Origin of the sequence: Sphingorhabdus sp., from assembly GCF_046292425.1 — a bacterium.
In the GTDB taxonomy this organism is placed as follows: Bacteria; Pseudomonadota; Alphaproteobacteria; order Sphingomonadales; family Sphingomonadaceae; genus Sphingorhabdus_B.
Genome location: NZ_JBKBQV010000010.1, coordinates 30,581 through 52,307 on the forward strand (window position 1 = coordinate 30,581; position 21,727 = coordinate 52,307).

Genomic DNA, 21,727 nt, shown 5'->3' on the forward strand with positions numbered 1-21,727 from the left:
TTGCGGCGCTTTTAGGCAGAAGAATCCGCCCCTGCAAGGCCAAGACTCGGCATTTTTCCACCATTTTCGTGGTTTATTTTATGGCCCCTACCAGCAACTTATGCAGCTTGCTGTGCAATATGTCATTTGCTGCCAAAACCTGAGCGTCTGCAATATGCGGACTTCGTCCGCGATAGTCAGTTACAAAGCCGCCAGCTTCCCGAACCAAAAGACATCCAGCGGCCGTATCCCATGGTGACAAGCCACTTTCCCAAAAACCGTCATAGCGACCTGCAGCTAGCCATGCCAGGTCAAGGCTTGCTGCTCCAAAGCGGCGGATGCCCGAAACCGAAGGACCAATTGCGCCAAAAATCTTGCCCCATTCGTCAAAGTCGCCATGCCCCTTATACGGCGTGCCTGTCGCGATCAGCGCTTCGTTCAATTGTCGACGTGCGGACACGCGTAACCTGCGGTTACCGAGCCACGCACCTTTGCCGCGTTCGGCCCAGAAGCTTTCATCCGTAATTGGATTGTACACGAGGCCCGCAAAAATATCGCCCCAACCCGACCCGTCGGGTTTGGGATCTTGCACCGCGATCGAAATGGCAAAATGCGGTATGCCATGGAGAAAATTGCTGGTGCCATCGAGCGGATCGACAATGAACCGGGGCTTCCCCTCTGCCCCGGCAATCTCGCCACCTTCTTCCATGAGGAAACCCCAATCGGGCCGAGCAATTTCGAGTTCACGGAAAATCGTATCTTCGGCGCGTTCATCGGCCTTCGAAACAAAGTCTGCTGGTCCCTTTTGCGACACCTGTAGATGTTCGATTTCGCCAAAGTCGCGGCGAAGCTTGCCACCTGCTTTACGCGCAGCTTTCTCCATGATGGTCAACAGACCTGTCAACGCTGGCATTAGTCGGCCTTCCGGACATATTCCCGTTCATAAACATCGACCACAATACGCGTTCCTGCGCTGATAAACGGCGGCACCATGACGCGCACACCATTATCGAGGATTGCAGGCTTGTAGCTTGAAGACGCTGTTTGCCCTTTGACCACAGCGTCAGCCTCAACCACCGTCGCTTCGATCTGGTCCGGTAAAGCGACGGAAAGCGCTTCGTCGTCGTACATTTCCATAACCACATCCATGCCGTCCTGAAGGAAAGCGGCGGCATCGCCCAAGAGATCACTTGGCAAAGTCACCTGATCATAGGTTTCCTTGTCCATGAACACGAGATTGTCGCCTTCGGCGTAGAGAAATTGAAAGTCTTTCTGGTCAAGGCGCACCTTTTCGACGCTTTCCGCTGAACGAAAGCGGATGTTGTTCTTGCGACCGTCGCGGAGATTCTTGAGTTCCACCTGCATATATGCGCCGCCCTTACCCGGTTGGGTATGCGCAGTCTTTACGACGCGCCACAGGCCGTTTTCATATTCCAGAATGTTACCCGGCTTGATTTCAACCGCGTTGATTTTCATGAGTGCACTCGCTTGACAGATTGAAAGAGCAGGCACGCGAAAACGTGCCGTTGGACGGGGCCTTTAGCGATGGTGACGCAATTAGGCAAGCAGTGCGTTGAACGCCTTTACCGCTTCGGCAGGGCCTTGCGGGTGATTCCACACTGCACCACTAACCGCCAAGAAATCAGCTCCTGAATCAATAAGCGGCTTTGCGTTTTCCGGCGTAATGCCCCCGATTGCCACACAGGGGACTTCAGTTATGAACGACCATTTCTGCAGAGTGTCGAGTTCGGCAACATGTTCAACTTGCTTCGTCGGCGTTGGATAAAATGCGCCAAAAGCCACATAGTCGGCGCCGGCTTCGGCAGCTTCCATCGCAAGATGTCGACTATTGTGGCAGGTAACACCGATTTGCGCGTCGCGCCCTAGTAATTCGCGCGCTTCGCGCACGTCGCCGTCACCTTGCCCCAGATGCACGCCGTCGGCCTTTAAACGTTTTGCCAGGGCAACGCTGTCGTTTACGATGAACGCGACTTCATGTGCTGCGCAAATGGCCTGCAGCGGCTCTGCCAATGCCGCTGCCTCGTGCTGGTCGATATTTTTCACGCGGAACTGAAACGCGGCTACCGGGCCAGCGGACAACGCAGCCTCAAGCTGGGACGGGAAATCTCCACCGACTTCGAGCGGCGAAATGAGATATAACTGGCAGGGAAATTCTTTCATGCCGCGCTCATTAGCGACGCTTTAGGCCGGCGGCAAACATCTTGCGCATTTGCCGCCGGCCCCTCTCCAAACTTAGGTCACCGACGCGGAATGGATTTCGTCGATGGCGCTCGAAAGCGCGGCGTCGAATTCCTCGTCTGTCATCTCGTGGCGCAAATCTTCCAACAAGGCGCGTGAGAAACTCGCGATCATGCCCTTGTTCTTGGCAAGTTCAGTACAGGCTTCAGGACGGGCATAGCCGCCGGACAGCGCAACCACGCGCAACACGCGCGGGTGCGTGATTAACGCATCAAACGTGCAAGGTTCCGCGGGTATTGAAAGCTTCAACATAACCTGATGATCAACTGAGACATTGTCGAGCGCCTTCAAGATTTCGTCGCGCAAAATGACATCGCTCCGCGCGCGATCCGCGCTTTTAATGTTTACCTCAGGTTCGATTATGGGCATCAACCCGGCGGCAAGTATTTCCTCCGCCACTTCAAATTGTTGTTTCACAATAGCGGAAATGCCTGATGACGATGCTGCGTTGATAACCGAACGCATTTTTGTACCAAAAACACCATTGGCCCTTGCGCGCTGTAGCAGTTCATTGAGACCAGGTATTGGCTTCATCAGTTGAACGCCCTCAGCCTCGTCCTCAAGACCCTTGTCGACTTTCAGAAAGGGGACAACGCCCCGGTCCTGCAACGTTGCAGGCACAGGTTTGCCGCCCGCTTCCCCATCCATCGTCCGTTCAAACAAAATGGCACCCAAAACCTTTTCACCGGAAAAGCTTGGTGAAGTCATGATCCGCACGCGCATGTCGTGAATCAATGCAAACATTTCTTCGTCGCTACCGTACGCGTCTTCTTCTATTCCATAGCCACGTAAAGCTTTTGGAGTTGAACCGCCGCTTTGATCAAGCGCAGCAATAAAGCCAGAACCGTTCGCAACTTTTTCAATCATGTCCTTGTAATTCATTAATTAATTCCTGTTTTGCAGGGTCGGGCATACGTATGCATCGACAGTCGAAAAAAACGGGGCGTTGCCCCGCATGTCTAATAGATATTTAAGGCATCTACCCCGGGCAGCGGCTTGCCTTCCATCCATTCGAGGAACGCGCCTCCCGCGGTTGAAACAAACGTGAAATCCTCCGTAACTCCAGCATGAGCTAAGGCAGCGACAGTATCACCACCACCCGCAACCGACACCAACGAACCTTCACGCGTCAGAGCAGCCGCGGTCCGCGCAAGTGAAACCGTCGCAGCGTCAAAAGGTTCAATTTCGAAAGCGCCCAACGGACCGTTCCAAACCAATGTCCGGCAATTTTTCAAAACATCGGCCAAAGCTTCAACAGCTGCTGGTCCAACGTCGAGGATCATCTCATCAGCAGCAATTTCATGAACGTTCACTATCCGGACCGGAGGATTCGCGCGGAATTCGACTGACGTCACGACGTCATACGGCAAATGCACCGTGCAACCGGCAGCGTCCGCTGCATCCATAATAGCATTGGCCTGATCAGCGAGTTCATGTTCGCACAAGGATTTGCCTACGTTCACACCGCGCGCCGCCAGAAAGGTGTTCGCCATGCCACCACCAATAATCAGGTGATCGACTTGCTTCACAAGATTATTGAGGACATCAAGCTTTGTAGAAACTTTGGCGCCGCCAACGACTGCCGCGACCGGATGTTCCGGTGAGCCTAAGGCCGCCCGAAGGGCTTTCAACTCGGCTTCCATCGAACGACCAGAATAAGCCGGCAGGATATGCGCCAGCCCTTCCGTTGACATATGTGCGCGGTGCGCCGCAGAAAATGCGTCATTTACATAGAAATCGCCATTTGCGGCGACAGCGCGCGCAAGATCCGGATCATTCTTCTCCTCGCCGGGCCAGAACCGCGTGTTTTCGAGGAGCGCGATGTCGCCATCGGCTAAAATCCCGACCGATTGCGTTACAACATCACCCGCAATTTCCGGTACAAACATGATCTCGCGGCCAAGCACTTCTTGCAGGGCATCCAAGACCATTGAAACAGACATTTCGCTGTGCTTGGCACCCTTGGGACGACCGAAATGCGCGAGCAGAAGGACTTTGGCACCTTTATTCGCCAGTTCAAGGACTGTCGGCAAGAGCGCGCGCATCCGCGTCTCGTCGGTAACGCGCCCGTCGGCCATTGGGACATTCAGGTCAACGCGGACAAGCGCGCGCTTTCCCCTAATGTCTCCCAGATCGTCGAGCGTGCGAAATGCCATCAATATATCCTTAGAGCAATTTGCCAATGACACCGGCAGTGTCCACCATACGGTTAGAGAAACCCCATTCATTGTCGTACCAGCTCAGTACACGCACCAGTTTGCCGTCGATAACCGCTGTTTCCAGGCTGTCGACAGTCGAGCTTGCAGGGCAATGGTTATAATCGATTGAGACCAAGGGTTCGTCCGAATAGGCCAGCACGCCCTTCAATGTGCCTTCCGAAGCTGCTTTCAGCAATGCATTTACTTCGTCAACGCTTGTATCACGTTTTGGCGTGAAGGTCAGGTCAACAATACTGACATTCGGTGTCGGCACGCGAATGGCCGAGCCGTCCAACTTGCCCTTCAACTCCGGCATAACTTCGCCAACAGCGCGCGCTGCGCCGGTTGTTGTCGGAATCATCGACATTCCCGCTGCACGGGCACGACGCATGTCGTCATGGATCTGGTCGAGAATTTTTTGATCGTTGGTGTAGCTGTGGATCGTGGTCATCAATCCGCGCTCAATCCCGATGGCGTCGTTCAGCACCTTCGCCAATGGGGCTAAGCAATTGGTGGTGCAGCTCGCGTTTGAAACAATGACGTCATCCGCAGTCAACACGTCATGATTGACGCCAAAAACCACCGTTTTGTCTACGTTTTTGCCCGGGGCGGAGATGAGAACGCGCTTGGCACCTGCGGCCAAATGCTTTTCGGCGCTTGCACGGTCAGTGAAGAAACCGGTGCATTCCAGAGCGATGTCGATACCATTTGCCGCATGTGGCAAATTGGCTGGGTCTCGCTCGGCGGTGACGTGGATCCGTTTGCCATTAACGATGATGTCATTGCCATCGGCCTCTACCGTGCCCGGAAATGCTCCGTGGATGCTGTCACGCTTGAACAACAGTGCGTTTGCCTTGGCAGGCGCAAGATCATTAATCGCAACCAGCTCCAGATCATGGTCATCGCGCTCCAATATCGCACGTGCGACGAGGCGACCGATCCGGCCAAATCCGTTAATTGCTACTTTGACAGTCATGCTTGCTCCTATCAGCCCAATCGGGCGATTATTTCCGGGACGATTTTATCGGCCGTCAGGCCGAAATGTTCGTAAAGTGCGTCAACTGGACCAGATGCGCCGAAGCTATCAATACCGATCCGAAGGCCGTCGCCGACATAACGCTCCCAACCCATAGTTGTGCCCGCTTCAATCGAAACGCGCAGGGTGCCTGTGGGTAAAAGCTCTGATTTATAGGCTGCAGGCTGCGCGTCGAAGCGCTCCCAGCTTGGCATGGAGACCACGTCTGCGCCAATCCCCTGCGCTTCCAACTTCTCGGCAACCGACGCAGCGATTTCGACTTCGGAGCCCGTCGCTATCAAAATGACCTTCCGGTCAGCATTGGCTGCAAAAAGCCTATAAGCGCCTCTGGCGGAGAAGTTTTCGCTTATATCCGTGCGCAATTGAGGCAGGTTCTGGCGTGACAGCGCCAAGACTGAAGGGGTTGAGGCACTATCAATTGCCAAGGCCCAGCATTCAGCCGTCTCAATCGTGTCACAGGGCCTATACACGTTCAGATTTGGAATCAGCCGCATCGACAAAATTTGTTCAATCGGCTGATGCGTCGGGCCGTCTTCGCCAACGCCAATGGAGTCGTGGGTCATCACGTATATGACCCGCGTCTCTTGCAAAGCGGACAGGCGAATGGCGGCCCGGCAATAGTCCGAGAAAATCAGGAATGTGCCCCCATAGGGAATTATGCCGCCATGCAACGCCATACCGTTCATCGCCGCTGCCATACCGAATTCGCGGATCCCGTAATTGACATAACGCCCAGAATAATCGTTTTTGTCTAAAATGTTAGTGGATATAGTTCGGGTAAAATTTGAACCGGTCAAATCGGCTGATCCACCGAGTAACTCGGGTATCGCCGCGGTTGCAGCAGTCAAGGCAATTTCGGAAGCCTTGCGCGAAGCGATTTTTTGCGGCGTAGCGATCAGACTTTCCAGATGCGGCTTAAGCCATGCGTTGCTGGGCTCACCTGCCATGGTCGCCTTGAATTCAGCCGCTTTCCCGGAAGCGGCAAGCCGTGACTGCCACTCATCATGGGCATGCGCACCGGCCTCACCCGTTGCACGCCAAGCAGACAATATGTCCTGCGGAATCTCAAATGCCGGATAGGGCCAGTTAATTGCTGCGCGGGTAGCAACGATTTCGTCCTCCCCAAGCGGGCTGCCATGTGGTGCCTTTGTGCCCTCTTTATTGGGCGATCCCTTGCCGATAAGGGTACGGCAAGCAATCAGCGACGGACGGGCATCCGCCAGCGACGCCTGAATTGCGCGTTCTATATCATTGAAATCATGGCCATCGCATGCCTCAACATGCCAGCCAGTCGCTTTATACCGGGCTGCAATATCTTCGCTGGTCGAAAGGTCGGTTGCACCATCAATGGTGATGCGATTGTCGTCCCAGAAAACGATCAAACGGCCAAGGCCAAGATGCCCGGCGAGACCAATCGCTTCATGGTTGATGCCTTCCATTAGGCAACCGTCGCCTGCCACTACCCACGTGCGGTGATCGACAAGCTCGTCGCCAAAACGCGCGTTAAGATGACGCTCGGCAATGGCCATGCCGACGGCCATCGCGAGCCCCTGCCCGAGCGGCCCCGTTGTGCATTCTATGCCGTCGATAAGGAAATTTTCCGGATGGCCAGCACACGGGCTGCCCAATTGGCGGAAATTACGGATATCATCAATCGTCGGGCTTGCGTAACCAGTAAGGTACAAGGTCGCATACGCAAACATCGAACCATGCCCCGCTGACAGGACGAAACGGTCACGATCAGCCCAATCGGGCGATTTGGGATCAAATTTGAGGAATTTCGAATACAAGACTGTTGCGACGTCAGCCATGCCCATGGGCATCCCGGGATGGCCGCTATTTGCGGCCTGCACAGCATCCATGGCCAGTGCCCGAATTGCATTGGCCATTTGCTGGTCACTAACAGTCATGTTCTTTCCCCACTGGTTACTCCCGAACGGAAGCGGGAGACGGGGCAATTTAAAATTTGCTGCACCGTCGAGTCGTTGGTGCGAACCCTTTGCGGATGCAGGCGGCTACCGTCAAGTGAGCCACGTACTTTTTCCAGGGAAACAGTGCTTAAATACGCCTTCATACATTTGCATTGCACAGATACTCTGTTACGGTTCCTGAGTAGAGGAACGTAACCCATGGCAGACGAACGGTTTATTGTTGCAATCGGCCGAATTGAGCGTGCCCTGTCTCGGGTCGAACAACTAGCAACCCCTCGGGCGACGACGGGTGATGGAGAACTTGTCGAAAGGCATGAACGCCTGAAAGCTGAGGCTTTGGCCGCTATCCAGGAAATTGATAAGATTTTAGCGGTGCAGACGGATGCCTGACGTTAAACTAACTATTGCTGGCCGTGACTATGTTGTTGCCTGCAACCCGGGCGAAGAGCAGCGGTTACAGACTCTCGGTGCTATGGTAGATGCTAGCGCCCGTGAAGCCGGCGGAGGGTCCAATGGTCTCAACGAAACCCGGGTTTTGTTATTTTCTGCGTTGTTGCTTGCCGATAAATTGCATGATGCGAACAGTGATGCAGGCGTAACAACACATAATGCCCAAACAATCGAAACGATGGCACAATCGGCCGATGCTTTGGAGGGTCTTGCGACCCGGTTGGAAAATCTCGCACTAAGACTTGAGAATTAACGTAACGCGCTTATATTGATAGCTGGCGGTACTGTCCGGCACGAACTGATGAGAACATCCCTGAGGCGATTATCTATCTAAGGGAGCTGTCCCTGCCTGGGCCGTTTGGGAAACCTTAAGGTCCGGATCACACGGTGCCCACCTGACGTCCTGGCGTCAGAGGATATTCCGGGAAACGACCCATGATGGTTCCGCCAACAATTTTCAGGAAAAATCGTGTCCTCAGAGAATGAAAAACAGGCGCAGCGATTGGAATATCGCTGCATCCGTGACAGGTTTGTGGATGCATTGTCACCGCAAGATCGTGCGCTGGCGTTTTCTAAAATCCCTTCGCCCCTCAAAAAATATCTTGGGCTTGGAAAAATTGTCGCTGGCTATGTCGCCGTGGGCTCAGAGGTCGACCCAGCGGCATATCTGACTGAAGCGTACGGGCTTGGGTGCGAGATCGCTTTGCCTCATGTAACAAGTAAAGTAGCCCCGATGCGTTTCCTGCGCTGGAGACCAGGCGAGGTTTTGGTGCGCGGGCCATTCGGGTTACAACAGCCTGCCGACGATTCCAAGGAATGCGCGCCTGACATTGTGCTGGTGCCTTTGGTCGCTTTTGACGATCGGCTTATGCGGCTTGGACAGGGTGCAGGGCATTATGACAGGGCACTGAGCCTGCTTGACCAATCCGTTGCCATTGGCCTTGCCTGGTCCGTGCAGCACGCTCCTGCCCTTGAAACGGACATATGGGACGTGCCTCTTGACGCCATTCTCACTGAAAAATCTTGGATAACGTTATGACAGCACCACTTAAGCAACCAACCTGGCGCAAACCTGCTGGTATGCTGGCGATATTGCTGATCATTTTGGTGTGGTCAATTATCGTAGTGAGCGCATCCGATTTTATCGGCGCACAGCACATTGCCGTTCAAAGTGTAATCTACCTGGTTGCTGGCGTCATCTGGATTGCACCAATGCGACCATTGATGATCTGGATGGAGACGGGATCCTTTCGCGCACCACCCAAGACTTAGACCTGAGAAGTGGCGCGAGTGACGGGGCTCGAACCCGCGACCTCCGGCGTGACAGGCCGGCGCTCTAACCAACTGAGCTACACCCGCTAACTTGCGGTGGGGGCGCACTATAAGCGGCGCAAGATTCTGTCAACGTCATTTGTGGGAAAAGGATGATTTCAGGGAAATCGACGTTAACCAAAAATTGCACCGCCTCGTTGCAAACGTTGTATATTTTTCACCAGTTTACATTTTGAAATGCATCTGGTCTTAATATAGTTATTTATTCTCAATGACTTATAATGGTTAATACCCGCGACTGGTATTAATATTTTCTTGATACTGTTCCGGCATATATCCGCCCATGTCCAGTATCCCACTTTCAAACAGAAAAAGCCCGACCCTTTCGTCCATTCGGCGGAAACGGTTCCCCTATTGCGCGCTTATGCTGCTTTCAACGAGCACACCTGTATTTGCTGCGGGCACTATCGCCGGCACCGATATCGAAAATGTTGCTTCAGCAACGTTCGACACAGCGGGTGGACCGGTAACAATCACAACCAACACGGTGACAATCAAAGTTGACGAGCTACTCGATGTTGCCGTCGTCAATACCGATCCGGGCGACGTCATAACGAACCCCGGGAAAACTGGCAGTGTCCAGTCGTTTCGGATTACAAACACCGGCAATGGCGATGAAGCTTTTGCGTTAAACGTTGATGTTGCGTCTGGCGGAGACGATTTTGATCCAACACTCCAGCACATCGTCATCGATGGTAACAATAACGGCCTATATGATGCCGGTGTAGATGTGGTTTACGTTGCCGGCGCAAATGACCCAGTCATCGCACCGGACCAGAGCCAGACAGTATTTGTCGTGACTTCCACACCGCTGAGCACCGCAAATGGTGCAAGAGCGAGCGTTGGCATGACCGCTACCGCCGTCACAGGCGCGGGCATAGCCGGCACGTCTTTCGCCGGGCAAGGACAAGGCGGTGGAAATGCCGTCATTGGGTCAAGCACAGCACAAGCTGCGGCAAACGGCTTTCTGGTCGTTCAATCTGCGTCATTGGCGCTCGTCAAATCGGCCTCCATCGCAGACCCGTTTGGCGGACAGCGCGCTGTACCAGGAGCATTGGTGACGTATAGATTGGTAGCGACAGTTTCCGGCGATGGCGCCCTCAATAATCTTGTCATTACCGATCCAATTCCCTCGGGGTCTGCCTATCAAGCCGGATCGCTCACGCTTCAAAAATCTGCATCAGCGGCAGTTGCATTGACTGATGCAGCCGACGCCGACCCCGGAACATTTAACGGCACACGTGTAGCTGTAGCGGCAGGCAATGTTCCTGCAGGTGAAACCCGGACAGTTACTTTCAAGGTCGTCATCCAATGACGTGCCATCGCTCCAAAGGCACACAATGCACCTTGGCTAAAACTAACTCTTTCGTGGTCGTTTAATAGACCGCGAAACCGTTTCGATTGCAGCGGCGTGGACGCAATCAGTGAATACAACAGGAGTATTAAGCAATGACCAGTACGCTTAAACTGCTCGCTGCCTGTTCGTCGGTATCAATAGCCATGCTGTGCTCTGCACCTGCATTTGCTGGGGGAACCGCACCAGGCACGGACATATTGAATACCGTAAATGTGAACTATCAAACCGGAGGGGTCGCCCAAACGACGATATCCGCATCAGATACGTTCAAGGTCGACCGAAAAATTATCTTCAGCCTAATTGAAGCGGCAACGACGGGCACCACGACGGTAAACCCGGGCCAGGCCGGACAGGTTACACGTTTTCAATTAACGAACACGTCGAATGACACGTTGGATTTCAACCTATCCGCAATCCAGCAAGCAACGTCAACCAATGCGGCCCATGGCGGACAAGATGCATTTGATCTGACGTCATTTTCATTCTTTGTCGACGCAAACGGCAACGGAACTTATGAGCCTGCAACTGATACGGCAACAACGGTCGATAATCTCGGCCTTGATGAGTCGCGCTTTATCTTTGTTGTAGGTGACGTCCCGCTTTCAGCCACAAACGGCCAGATTGCAGGAGTCCAGCTAACCGCGACCGCTTTGGAAAGCGATGGTAGCGCCATTGTCGCGGTTACCGATTCAACCGCAAACGGTGCAATGACAGTCGAAACGATATTCGCTGACACCGCCAAAAGCGGCGTTGCAGGTACATCATCCGCTCGTGATGGTATCGACGTTGCAACCGACAGCTATACCGTGTCGGCTGCTGTCTTGAGCGTGTTTAAAAGCAGCCGAATTATAAGCGATGGCGTAAGCACCAGTAACTTCAAGTCGATCCCCGGCGCCGTAGTGGAATATTGTATCTCCGTCGCAAATGCGGCTGGGGGTGCTACGGCCACAAATATCAGCATATCCGACCTTGTGCCGACAAACACGACTTATGTTGCGGCCTCAATCCGCATTAACGGGACGGTTACTTCACCGGGTGCAAGCCAAAGCTGTAGTGGCGGAACGGCAGCAACGGATAGTTCTGGCGACGCTGATGGCGGAAGTTTTGGTTCGCCCGCAAACACCGTTGCCGGTTCGCTGACGAACATTTCCGGGGGCACCTCAAGCGCTCTCATTTTCCAAGCAACCATTAATTAAGCAATCAGCGGGCGGTGTGCAGTTGATACTGCCATCGCCCACCTTTGTAATGGGCTCGGTAACTAAATCTCTCAATAGGCTGATCTGCCAGATGATCAGACTGTTCAAACTGGCCGCTATTTCAGCGTCAGTGGCACTGGCAATGCTGTGCGCCGCACCGGCACTTGCTGGCGGTACCGCGCCGGGCACGGACGTTTTGAACAACATCACAGCGAGCTTTGACGTGGGCGGCGTCACCCAAACATCGGTGAGTGCCTCGGACACATTCAAGATCGACCGAAAGGTTATATTCAGTCTGGTCGAGGCGGCACCAACCGGAACAACGACGGTAGGCCCGGGACAGACCGCCCAGGTTACCCGTTTTCAGTTGACCAACACGTCCAACGACACTCTGGATTTCAGCCTTGGAGCCTTCAACCTTCCTACTGGTACAAACTCGCCCCATGGCGGGCAGGATTCGTTCGATGTCACGCCCTTTGCTTGGGTCGATGTAAACGGCAATGGCACTTACGAGTCCGCCACAGACAATGCGTGGTATGTCGACAATCTCGCTCCAGATACATCACGCTTCATTTTTGTCGTCACGAACATTCCATCGTCCGTTACGGTCGGTCAAACAGCGACAGTACACCTTTTCGCCACCGCGCGGGACCCTAGCGGAAGCCCTGCAAATGTTGTTTCGTTCAACGTTGCAACGGATTCTACGGCAAATGGCGCCAACACTGTGGAAACGGTATTTGCCGATGTAGCGAAAACTGGACTTGGCGGCGCATCCATCGCTCGCGACGGTGTTGATAAAGCGATCGACAGTTATACGGTCGTCGCACCAACACTAAGCGTCTTCAAAAGCAGTCGGGTGGTCAGCGACGGCGTAAGCAGCAACAATTCAAAAGCCGTTCCCAGTGCTGTTGTCGAATATTGCATTTCGGTCGAGAATGCTTCTGGCGGTTCGCCAGCATCGAATATTACCATCTCGGATATGTTGCCGCCGAACATTACATATGTTCCCACCTCTATCCGTATCAACGGCACTGTGACGACGCCAGGTGTCAGCCAGATATGTTCAGGCGGCACTGCCATCTCGGACAGCGCAAGCGACGCCGACGGCGGCAGCTTCGGCTCGCTTGCCAACACGGTGGAAGGATCACTGGCGAATCTCAACGGCGGAAACGCCAGCGCGCTGATCTTCCGCGCGACGGTTAACTAGAGCTCCGCTGCATCATGGTAAAATTCACGAAATTTCTCAAGCGAGCCACGCTGGTACTAGCGACCGGCATGCTTCTCCCTGCCGCCACGACAACCGCGCATGGGCAAAATGCGCCCAGAAGCATCGTGAATACGGCCTCGGCTGAGTGGGACGCGGGCAACGGCCGATTATCTGCAAGTTCGAATACCGTGGAATTTACCGTTGACCTTGATCCAAGTCCCGTAGGTATTTCGCTATACCGCCTTTCGCGCGGCGCCGGATCAATAACGCAACCGCTGCCCCTCACAATGTGTGCAGGAAGCGCAGGCCGGACACCAATGACATTCGCCGGCGCTTATGCCGATACCCAGCTGGCGGCAGCGAGCCTGTTGCCAGCCACGACCATCCGAGCGGGCGAGCCACTCGTTATCCGGGTCAACGCGCCAACGAAGAACCTTAATATGGCAGTGATAGATTTGTTCGATGCCATGATCGTGACTTCCAAGGGCGACAGGGAGAGCATTTCGTTCACCGAAGATGCCCAAAACGCAGGCACATTCACGGGCTATATCAACACCAAAGCGATTCCGCCCACACCAATCGAGGGTGATTGCGCTTTATCAGTAAACCCTGGCGATACGATAGATGTAGAACTGGACGATGCTTCGAGCGGATCGGCTGTAGGCCATGCCGGTGTAGAAATCTTGGTCGATCCCTTTGGTGTAACGTTTGACAGCGGTGACGGTGCGCCCGTGAACGGCACCCGCATCACAATAGTGGATGCCGCTACCGGACAGCCCGCAGATGTGTTCGGCGATGACGGCATTTCTGCTTACCCCAACAGTGTCATAACAGGGTCCACTGTCACAGATGCCAGCGGCACTGTGTATGCATTTACATCCGGTTTCTACCGATTCCCGTTTCTGCGCCGCGGTACATATCGACTGGTTGTCACACCACCTGCCCCCTTCACATTCCCATCCACCGCCACGCCAGACGAACTTTCTGCGTTTTCGCGGCCTGATGGCGGCGCTTTTGCTATTTTGCCAGGATCTTATGGTGGGACGATCACCTTGTTCGATCCAGCGCCGGTCAGGGTCGATATTCCCTTGGACCGCCCCGGCGGTGCGCTGACTTTGCGAAAAGAGACATCGACGGTCACTGCAATGCCCGGCGACTTGATCCAATATCGCATTACGGTCGAGAACCCGGACCGTACACGTAATTCGGGGCAAGTGAGGATAACCGACCAGCTTCCAAGCGCACTACGTCTCCGCGAAAACAGCGTGAGGTATCAGGGCGCCCCCCTTATTGCCGACGTTGCGCCAAATGGCAGTGGCTTTACTATTTCGTTACCGCAACTTGCACCGGGGGCGAATGGACTGCTGACCTACATAGCAGAGGTCAGGCAAGACGCACGGCCTGGTAATGCCGTCAACTTGGCCAGCGCTGTTGACAATCGCGGCGCACAAAGCGGACCGGTCGATGCCGCAATCCGCATCGTAAGAGACGGCATTTCTGAAAGATTTACACTCATCGGACAGGTTACAAATGGCGGCTGCGCTGTCAATCCGCGTCAGGCCAGGGGTATACCAGGTGTCCGCGTGATGCTTCAGGACGGCACCTACACAATCACCGACCAAGATGGTCGCTACCATTTTGAAGGGCTCGTTCCCGGGCTCCATGTGGTTCAGATTGACCCGGCCAGTCTGCCGCTTGACCAAACACCCGTTGATTGCACTGACAACACGCGCAGCGCAGGAAGTGCCATTTCACGCTTTGTCGACGGTAAGGGCGGCGACCTGAAACGGGGTGACTTCCGCACAAAAACCACGGCCACTCGGGCTGACACACGGAAAGCCGTTGCGGCATTGCCAACTGTCCTCACTGACCCGCAAGCTGCAGGTGCCGAGCGTGACTGGTTTACCGGACAGGAACCGGGAACTGGCTTTGTCTATCCGGACGCAGACCAAAACCCTCGTGTAAAATCGATCCGCGTCGCCGTGAAGCATCGCGCCGGGCAAACCGTTGAGCTCTTGGCCAATGGCACCCCGGTAAGCGCCCTTAACTTTGACGGCGTGAAGAAAAATGCCGATGGACAGATATTGGTCGCTATCTGGCGCGGCGTTGATATCGACGACGGTGAAAACAGACTTGTCGCGCGGATTAAGGATTCAAACGCGGTGTTAATCGAGACACTGGAGCGCACAGTCTATTTCGCTCGCCCACCGATGTTGGCGCAGTTTATGAAGGACCAGTCTGTTCTGATAGCTGACGGCGTAACACGACCGCGCATTGTTGTACGCCTGACCGACCGGTCAGGGAAACCGGTGCAGCATGGTTCCGTGGGGAATTACCAAGTCTCCGATCCCTACCACGCAGCTTCTGAGGTCGATGCCGAACAAGCTAACCAATTGTCGGGACTGGAGCGTGCGGCACCAGTATGGCGCGTCCACGGCGACAACGGCCTTGCCTATATCGAACTCGAACCGACCACTGCGTCGGGTACGGTTGCCATCAGTTTCAATTTTACCGATGGCGAGGTTCGCAGGGAACAGCGCGTTGAAACATGGCTCGATCCTGGTGACCGGCCTTGGACCATCGTGGGTTTCGCTGCAGGAACCGTAGGCTTCAACAAGCTTGAAGAAGGACTTCAAGACCTCGCGGACGACGGCGACCCCATAAATGTGGATGGCCGCATTGCATTATACGCAAAGGGTCGAGTGACGGGCAACTGGTTGATGACCATGGCCTATGATACTGACAAGAAAGACGACGAAACCCGCTTTGCAGGCATCATCGATCCGCGCCGCTATTACACAATCTACGCAGACGGCACCGACCAGCGTTACGACGCAGCATCGGTACGCCGCTTGTATCTCAAGCTTGAACGTCCGCAATTTTATGCGTTATTTGGTGATTACCAGACCGGCATCGATGAACCGGGGCTTGCCCGCTATCAGCGGTCTTTCAACGGCATCAAGGCCGAATTTCGTAATGATGCCATTCAGGCCAGCGCCTTTGGTTCGGATACGCCCTATCGCTATCGCCGTGAGGAAATTCAGGGCAACGGCCTGTCTGGCCCCTACAATCTTGGCGCGCGCGATATTATCGCCAACACCGAACGCGTGCGCGTTGAGACCCGCGACCGGCTTAGGTCGGATCGCATTATCGAAACCAAAAGCATGTTTCGGCATATCGACTATGACATCGATTATTTGTCAGGCACCCTTCGCTTCCGTGAACCAATATTGTCGCGTTCCACTGGCCTCAATTCACAATTCATCATCGCAGAATATGAAGTTGACGGCATCGGCAAGCGCGTGGGGAATGCAGGCGCACGTGTCCGCTGGACAAGCGACGACGAAAAATTGCAAATCGCAGCGACTGGAATCCATGACGAAAGCGACATCAGTAGGACCGATCTGCTGGGCGCCGATCTCACTTACCGTGTTGGCGTCGGCACTGAAGTGCGTGCGGAATTTGCAGGTTCCACCTCGCAATCGCAATCTTCCGCAGTTACTCCAAATAGTGGGAATGGTACAGCGTGGCTACTTGAAGCCGAGCATCATGACGAACGATTTGACATACTCGCCTATATTCGGGAGCAGCAGGCAGGCTTTGGTGTCGGCCAGCAAAATCTTTCAGAGATCGGTACACGCAAATTTGGTGTTGATGGCCGGGTCCGTCTGACTGAAAAACTTTCAACATCGCTGATCGCCTATCAGGAAGAATTTTTCGGCAATGACGCGCGCCGCCGAGCTGCCATCGGCGAAATCGAATATCGCGCCGACGAAACAACCTTTCGCATTGGGCTTACACACGCCAGCGATGCACTTTCGGATGGGACAACGAACGAATCCACACTGGCGCGCCTCGGTGCATCGCAGCAGTTCTTTGACGGAAAGCTCGATATATCAGGGCAAACGGAATTTGCACTTAATAGCAATGACGAAAGCATCGATTTTCCGGCACGCCACAATATTTTTGCTCGCTATCATATCAGAACAGGTGTTGCTCTGGTTGCGGGTTACGAGATAGCCCGGGGCCAGAACATTGACGCACGGACCGCCCGGCTTGGTTTTGACGTTACGCCTTGGACTGGCGGGCGTGTTCTTGCCAGCGCCAACCAACAGCAGATGACAGAATTCGGACCACGGACCTTTGCCGCCTACGGCCTCGCACAATCGGTCCGGATCAATGAACAATGGTCAGCTGATGTCACGCTTGACGGCAACAAAACTATTGGCGGGGTCAACCCTGCCGACGTGGTCAATCCAGACCAACCAGTAGCATCTGGAGGCTTCCTGGGAACGCGGGACGCACTTACAGAGGACTTTACAGCCGTGACCGCAGGTGCCAGCTTCCGCGGCACCTCATGGAGCTGGACGGGCCGTGCCGAGGCGCGAAAGGGCGATAACAATACGCGTTATGGTCTGACGACTGCGATATTACGACAAATCGGTGAAGGACGCGCAGTTGGAGGAGCACTTAGCTGGTTCCGTGCCCAACAGTCCGGTGGCGCCCGGACAACGACAGCTCGAGCCGAAATTAGTTGGGCTTATCGTCCGGGTACCAGCGCATGGTCGCTCCTGAACAAGACGGAGTTCCGCTATGATGCTGTTCGCGATGCCGTTGCCGGCAGGGCGGGGCCTATTGACGGCGCATTATTAAACATTGACGGCAAAGCCGAATCGCGACGGTTAATCAACAGTCTATCCGTTAATTTCACGCCCGTTGGTGAACGTTTGGGAAGTGTTGTCGAGCGCGGTGAATATTCTTTCTTCTGGGGTACACGTTACGCCACAGACCGTTTCGGCAGCGACGATATCGAAGGCTGGAGCAACGTGTTCGGCGGTGATCTACATTTGGATATCAGCAAATATGCCGACTTGGGTGCATCGGGCACAATCCGCATCGGCAACGACGGTGACAATGTTGCTTACGCCGCCGGCCCCATGCTGACGGTTACGCCGTTCACAAACGCGAACATCGTCATTGGCTATAACATCGTAGGTTTCGAAGATCGTGATTTTGAGGCGGCGCGTTATAGCCGCTCAGGTCCCTTTTTAACCTTCAAGCTGAAGTTCGATCAAACGACCCTGCCTGGCCATCCCTTTTAATCGGCAAAAAGCAGGACCGGTGTTTCAATCAGCTTCTTCAACGCCTGAACATAACTGGCTGCGTCCCACCCGTCCACGACGCGGTGGTCGCAGCTAATGGACAGGTTCATCAACTTGCGCGCTTCGATATTGTCGCCGACAAACATGGGCCGTTCGACAATTTTGTTGGGTCCAATGATTGCAACCTCAGGGCGGTTGATAACCGGGGTCGTCGCAATACCGCCAAGGGGGCCAAGCGAGGTGATCGTCAAGGTCGACCCAGACAGCTCTTCGCTTTTGGCTGAGCCACTGCGTGCTGCCTCGGCCAGACGGGAAATTTCGCTCGCCAGTTGCCATATGTTGCGGTCTTGCGCGTCGCGAATAACTGGAACCATCAACCCAGTATCGGTCTGCGTCGCCATGCCGAGATGAACTGCGCCGTGACGGGTGACAACGCCGGCCTCGTCATCAAAGCGCGCGTTGATCATCGGGAACTGCGGGATAGTTTTGCAAATCGCCACAATCAGCATTGGTAGCATGGTAAGCTTTGGCTTGGTCCCGCGGTTCGCGTTCAAATCGCCACGCATCGCTTCAATAGCTGTTACGTCGATTTCCTCTACATATGTAAAATGCGGGATGTGGCGTTTCGATGCGGCCATATTGTCGGCGATCCGACGGCGCATGCCTATGACCTTGACCGCCTCGTCCGCGCGCCGCGCATTAGTGTTAGCAGGCCGATACCCCATTTGCGTTCCGTAGCTCAGAAAAGCATCAAGGTCAGAATGGCGAACATGTCCGCCTGCCGCCTTGACGTCAGTCAAGTCAACGCCCAACTCCTTGGCGCGCTGGCGAACGGCTGGCGATGCGGTGACTTTTTCATGTCCTTGAGCAGATGGCGCAACAGGCTGAACTGGTGGCGAAGCAACGCTTTGAGATGTTTTGACGTCGGAAACGGCTTCAGCCTCGGGCTCTGGCGCGTGCGGATTTTCATCCTCAACAACCGCAGCCAACACTGGCTCCGCTGCTGCCGGCTTTGGTGCCGCGGCGGCCTCGTTGCTTGCGTAGCCTGCAACCTCAATCTCAACAAGCATCGCGCCAATGGCAATCACATCGCCAGCTTCCCCTGCGACCTTGGTAACCACACCCGAAACCGGGCTTTCCATCTCGACGGTTGCCTTGTCGGTCATCATGTCGGCCAAGGGCTGGTCTTCGGAAATAATATCACCAACCTTGACGTGCCAAGCGACGATTTCGGCCTCGGCGATGCCTTCACCAATGTCGGGCAGATTAAATGTAAATTTGGGCATCGCGTCAGTCCTTCATGATCTTGTCAAAGGCGCGGGCAAGGCGCACAGGTCCGGGGAAATAGGCCCATTCAAGGCTGTGTGGGTATGGCGTGTCAAATCCGGTGACGCGCTCTACGGGTGCTTCGAGATGGTAGAAGCAGCGTTCCTGCACCTGTGCCGCCAATTCCGCGCCAAAGCCGCTGGTCCGCGTTGCCTCGTGCACCACCATGCAGCGGCCTGTTTTTTTCACTGACGCTTCAATGGTCTCGATGTCGAGCGGTAACAAAGTCCGCAGGTCGATGATTTCTGCGTCTATTCCATGTTCCGCCACGACTGCTTTCACGACGTGAACCATGGTGCCATAGGTCAAAACGGTGACCGTTTCGCCTTCACGCACGACAGAGGCCTTGCCTAAGTCGATACGATAATAGCCTTCTGGAACATCGCTGCCTTCATGCTTTGACCATGGTTCAACGGGGCGGTCATAATAGCCGGTAAAAGGACCATTATAAATGCGTTTGGGCTCGAAAAAGACGACGGGGTCATTATCTTCAATCGCTGCAATCAAAAGGCCCTTGGCGTCATAGGGCGTCGCCGGAATGACAGTCTTGATTCCGCAAATATGCGTGAACATGCTCTCTGGGCTCTGGCTATGCGTCTGCCCACCGAAGATGCCGCCTCCAAATGGCGAGCGTACGGTCATAGGACAAATAAAGTCATTGGCCGAACGGTAACGCAAGCGCGCTGCCTCGCTCACCAACTGATCCAAGCCGGGATAGATATAATCGGCAAACTGGATCTCCGGCACCGGACGCAGACCATAAGCCGCCATGCCAACACCGACGCCAATGATGCCGCATTCGCTAATCGGTGTATCGAACACCCGGGTTTTGCCATGCTTTTTCTGCAAGCCAGCGGTCGCGCGGAACACACCGCCGAAATAGCCGACGTCTTCACCCATGATGACGACTTCGGGGTCTTTGGCGAGCATGACATCAAGCGCGCTGTTAATCGCCTCGATCATGTTCATCGTTTTTGTGGCAGGCTCTGACATTAACGTGCCTCCCAATCAGGACCAAATTTGTCCTCTTGCTCTTCGAGCATTTGCGCGCATTGCTCTTTCAAATGCCAAGGCATCTCTTCGAAGACATCTTCGAACATCGTTTCGAACGGATGGTGGAGCCCATGACCCAAGATACCATTTTGTTCGGCCTCTTTTTGAACGACCTTCACATAGTCGGACAATTCAACAATGAGCGCATCCTGCTGCGCATCGCTCCACGCGCCAATGGCAATCAGGTGATCTTTCAAACGCGTCACCGGGTCGCCCAGCGGCCACAATGCATATTCCTCTGCCGCACGATAAGCGCCGGGGTCATCTGACGTAGAATGTCCCTCGCCGCGATAGGTGAAATATTCGATTAGCGTCGGCCCGCCATTTGTCCGCGCACGGTTTGCTGCCCATTGCATCGCCGCGTAAACGGCTAGCGCATCATTTCCGTCAACGCGAAGGCCAGCGATGCCATAGCCGATAGCACGCGCCGCAAATGTCGTTCGTTCGCTGCCCGCAAAACCGGAGAATGACGAGATTGCCCATTGGTTATTCACAACCTGAAAAATGACGGGTGCGTTGTAAACAGCGGCAAAGGTCAAGGCGCTGTGAAAATCACCTTCGGCCGTTGAACCGTCACCACACCAAACTGCTGAAATACGCGTGTCCGCACGCGATGCCGATGCCATAGCCCAGCCAACAGCTTGCGGATATTGCGTCGTGAGATTCCCAGAAACGCTGAAAAACCCATATTCTTTGGCCGAATACATGACTGGCAATTGGCGGCCCTTCAAATGGTCGCCGCGGTTCGAATAAATCTGGTTCATCATATCAACCAGCGGATAGTCGCGTGTAATCAATATCCCCTGCTGTCGATAGCTTGGGAAACACATGTCATCCGAATGCAGCGCCATCGTTGTCGCGACCGACGTTGCCTCTTCGCCAAAGGATTTCATGTAGAAGCTTGTCTTGCCCTGACGCTGGGCACGGAACATACGGTCATCGAAAGCACGCAATAACAGCATTTTGCGCAACATTACCCGCAGAGTATCAGCATCAAGGCCTGGGTTCCAGCTACCCGATGCGTGACTGTCATCGCCGAGAACGCGGACAAGGCCATAAGCTAACGGGTGAATGTCTGCTGGCATTACATGCTCGTCTGGGCGCGGATAGGCGTCAACCTCAGGCACAATGATGTCGCTAAAATCGGCGACATCACCCGGACGAAATTTCGGTTCGGGAATATGCAGATGCAGCGGCGCGAGATTATCCTTCTTAGCTTGCACCATCTCCATCTCCGCTCTGAACCGCCTGAACGACTCAGGCAGTTTGTTATCCATGCTTGTTATAATATTTCAAACATG

At 54.5% G+C, this 21,727-nt stretch carries 18 protein-coding genes and 1 tRNA gene; 8 read left to right on the forward strand and 11 right to left on the reverse strand.

The window, feature by feature from the left end:
• Window positions 1-73 precede the first annotated feature (73 nt).
• The 7 genes from ACK4S7_RS03765 to tkt all read right to left on the reverse strand — a co-directional run bounded on the left by ACK4S7_RS03765 (window position 74) and on the right by tkt (window position 7,382).
• On the reverse strand, window positions 74-892 hold the full coding sequence (locus tag ACK4S7_RS03765) for an inositol monophosphatase family protein (RefSeq protein ID WP_409644634.1): 819 nt from the start codon (window positions 890-892) through the stop codon (window positions 74-76).
• Window positions 892-1,455, reverse strand: coding sequence for an elongation factor P (gene efp, locus ACK4S7_RS03770; RefSeq protein WP_409644635.1), 564 nt, complete (start codon window positions 1,453-1,455; stop codon window positions 892-894). Before efp ends, ACK4S7_RS03765 begins: the two co-directional genes overlap by 1 nt.
• An 81-nt stretch (window positions 1,456-1,536) precedes the next feature.
• Window positions 1,537-2,160, reverse strand: a complete 624-nt coding sequence (gene thiE / locus ACK4S7_RS03775; RefSeq protein WP_409644636.1) for a thiamine phosphate synthase — start codon at window positions 2,158-2,160, stop codon at window positions 1,537-1,539.
• A 72-nt stretch (window positions 2,161-2,232) separates the two neighbouring features.
• Window positions 2,233-3,120, reverse strand: coding sequence for a fructose bisphosphate aldolase (locus ACK4S7_RS03780; protein ID WP_409644637.1), 888 nt, complete (start codon window positions 3,118-3,120; stop codon window positions 2,233-2,235).
• A 77-nt stretch (window positions 3,121-3,197) separates the two neighbouring features.
• A complete protein-coding gene (locus ACK4S7_RS03785; protein ID WP_409644638.1) occupies window positions 3,198-4,397 on the reverse strand; it encodes a phosphoglycerate kinase in 1,200 nt (399 codons plus the stop codon).
• A 7-nt stretch (window positions 4,398-4,404) separates the two neighbouring features.
• A complete protein-coding gene (gene gap, locus ACK4S7_RS03790) occupies window positions 4,405-5,412 on the reverse strand; it encodes a type I glyceraldehyde-3-phosphate dehydrogenase (protein ID WP_409644639.1) in 1,008 nt (335 codons plus the stop codon).
• Between the two features lie 11 nt (window positions 5,413-5,423).
• On the reverse strand, window positions 5,424-7,382 hold the full coding sequence (gene tkt / locus ACK4S7_RS03795; RefSeq protein WP_409644640.1) for a transketolase: 1,959 nt from the start codon (window positions 7,380-7,382) through the stop codon (window positions 5,424-5,426).
• 219 nt (window positions 7,383-7,601) lie between these two features.
• Here tkt and ACK4S7_RS03800 point away from each other — a divergent pair, with 219 nt between their 5' ends.
• From ACK4S7_RS03800 to ACK4S7_RS03815, 4 genes are all read left to right on the forward strand, one after another.
• Window positions 7,602-7,793 (forward strand): hypothetical protein, encoded by a 192-nt coding sequence (locus tag ACK4S7_RS03800; RefSeq protein WP_409644641.1) that lies wholly within the window; start codon window positions 7,602-7,604, stop codon window positions 7,791-7,793.
• Complete coding sequence (locus tag ACK4S7_RS03805; protein WP_409644642.1) at window positions 7,786-8,106, forward strand: cell division protein ZapA; 321 nt, start codon at window positions 7,786-7,788, stop codon at window positions 8,104-8,106. The genes ACK4S7_RS03800 and ACK4S7_RS03805 overlap by 8 nt, the downstream gene beginning before the upstream one ends.
• A 216-nt stretch (window positions 8,107-8,322) precedes the next feature.
• Window positions 8,323-8,892, forward strand: a complete 570-nt coding sequence (locus tag ACK4S7_RS03810) for a 5-formyltetrahydrofolate cyclo-ligase (protein ID WP_409644643.1) — start codon at window positions 8,323-8,325, stop codon at window positions 8,890-8,892.
• Window positions 8,889-9,125 carry a DUF2842 domain-containing protein gene (locus tag ACK4S7_RS03815; protein WP_409644644.1) on the forward strand — a complete coding sequence of 79 codons (237 nt, stop codon included), beginning with the start codon at window positions 8,889-8,891 and terminating at the stop codon, window positions 9,123-9,125. Before ACK4S7_RS03810 ends, ACK4S7_RS03815 begins: the two co-directional genes overlap by 4 nt.
• 10 nt (window positions 9,126-9,135) lie before the next feature.
• Here ACK4S7_RS03815 and ACK4S7_RS03820 read toward each other — a convergent pair.
• A tRNA-Asp gene (locus tag ACK4S7_RS03820) sits at window positions 9,136-9,212 on the reverse strand.
• A 256-nt stretch (window positions 9,213-9,468) separates the two neighbouring features.
• On the opposite strand from ACK4S7_RS03820, the gene ACK4S7_RS03825 reads away from it, so the two are divergent.
• The 4 genes from ACK4S7_RS03825 to ACK4S7_RS03840 all read left to right on the forward strand — a co-directional run bounded on the left by ACK4S7_RS03825 (window position 9,469) and on the right by ACK4S7_RS03840 (window position 18,047).
• Complete coding sequence (locus tag ACK4S7_RS03825) at window positions 9,469-10,500, forward strand: hypothetical protein (protein WP_409644645.1); 1,032 nt, start codon at window positions 9,469-9,471, stop codon at window positions 10,498-10,500.
• A 134-nt stretch (window positions 10,501-10,634) separates the two neighbouring features.
• Complete coding sequence (locus tag ACK4S7_RS03830) at window positions 10,635-11,738, forward strand: hypothetical protein (protein ID WP_409644646.1); 1,104 nt, start codon at window positions 10,635-10,637, stop codon at window positions 11,736-11,738.
• Between the two features lie 91 nt (window positions 11,739-11,829).
• On the forward strand, window positions 11,830-12,945 hold the full coding sequence (locus ACK4S7_RS03835; RefSeq protein ID WP_409644647.1) for a hypothetical protein: 1,116 nt from the start codon (window positions 11,830-11,832) through the stop codon (window positions 12,943-12,945).
• 68 nt (window positions 12,946-13,013) lie between these two features.
• Window positions 13,014-18,047, forward strand: coding sequence for a hypothetical protein (locus tag ACK4S7_RS03840; RefSeq protein WP_409644648.1), 5,034 nt, complete (start codon window positions 13,014-13,016; stop codon window positions 18,045-18,047).
• Here ACK4S7_RS03840 and ACK4S7_RS03845 read toward each other — a convergent pair.
• From ACK4S7_RS03845 to ACK4S7_RS03855, 3 genes are read right to left on the reverse strand one after another with little or no spacing between them, the layout of a single operon-like run.
• The gene (locus tag ACK4S7_RS03845; protein ID WP_409644649.1) at window positions 18,044-19,333 is read right to left on the reverse strand and encodes a dihydrolipoamide acetyltransferase family protein; all 1,290 of its coding nucleotides are present in this window, start codon (window positions 19,331-19,333) and stop codon (window positions 18,044-18,046) included. The two genes, ACK4S7_RS03840 and ACK4S7_RS03845, sit on opposite strands and share 4 nt — an antisense overlap.
• A 4-nt stretch (window positions 19,334-19,337) precedes the next feature.
• Window positions 19,338-20,366 carry an alpha-ketoacid dehydrogenase subunit beta gene (locus ACK4S7_RS03850; protein WP_409644650.1) on the reverse strand — a complete coding sequence of 343 codons (1,029 nt, stop codon included), beginning with the start codon at window positions 20,364-20,366 and terminating at the stop codon, window positions 19,338-19,340.
• Complete coding sequence (locus tag ACK4S7_RS03855) at window positions 20,366-21,658, reverse strand: thiamine pyrophosphate-dependent enzyme (RefSeq protein WP_409644656.1); 1,293 nt, start codon at window positions 21,656-21,658, stop codon at window positions 20,366-20,368. Before ACK4S7_RS03855 ends, ACK4S7_RS03850 begins: the two co-directional genes overlap by 1 nt.
• Window positions 21,659-21,727 lie beyond the last annotated feature (69 nt).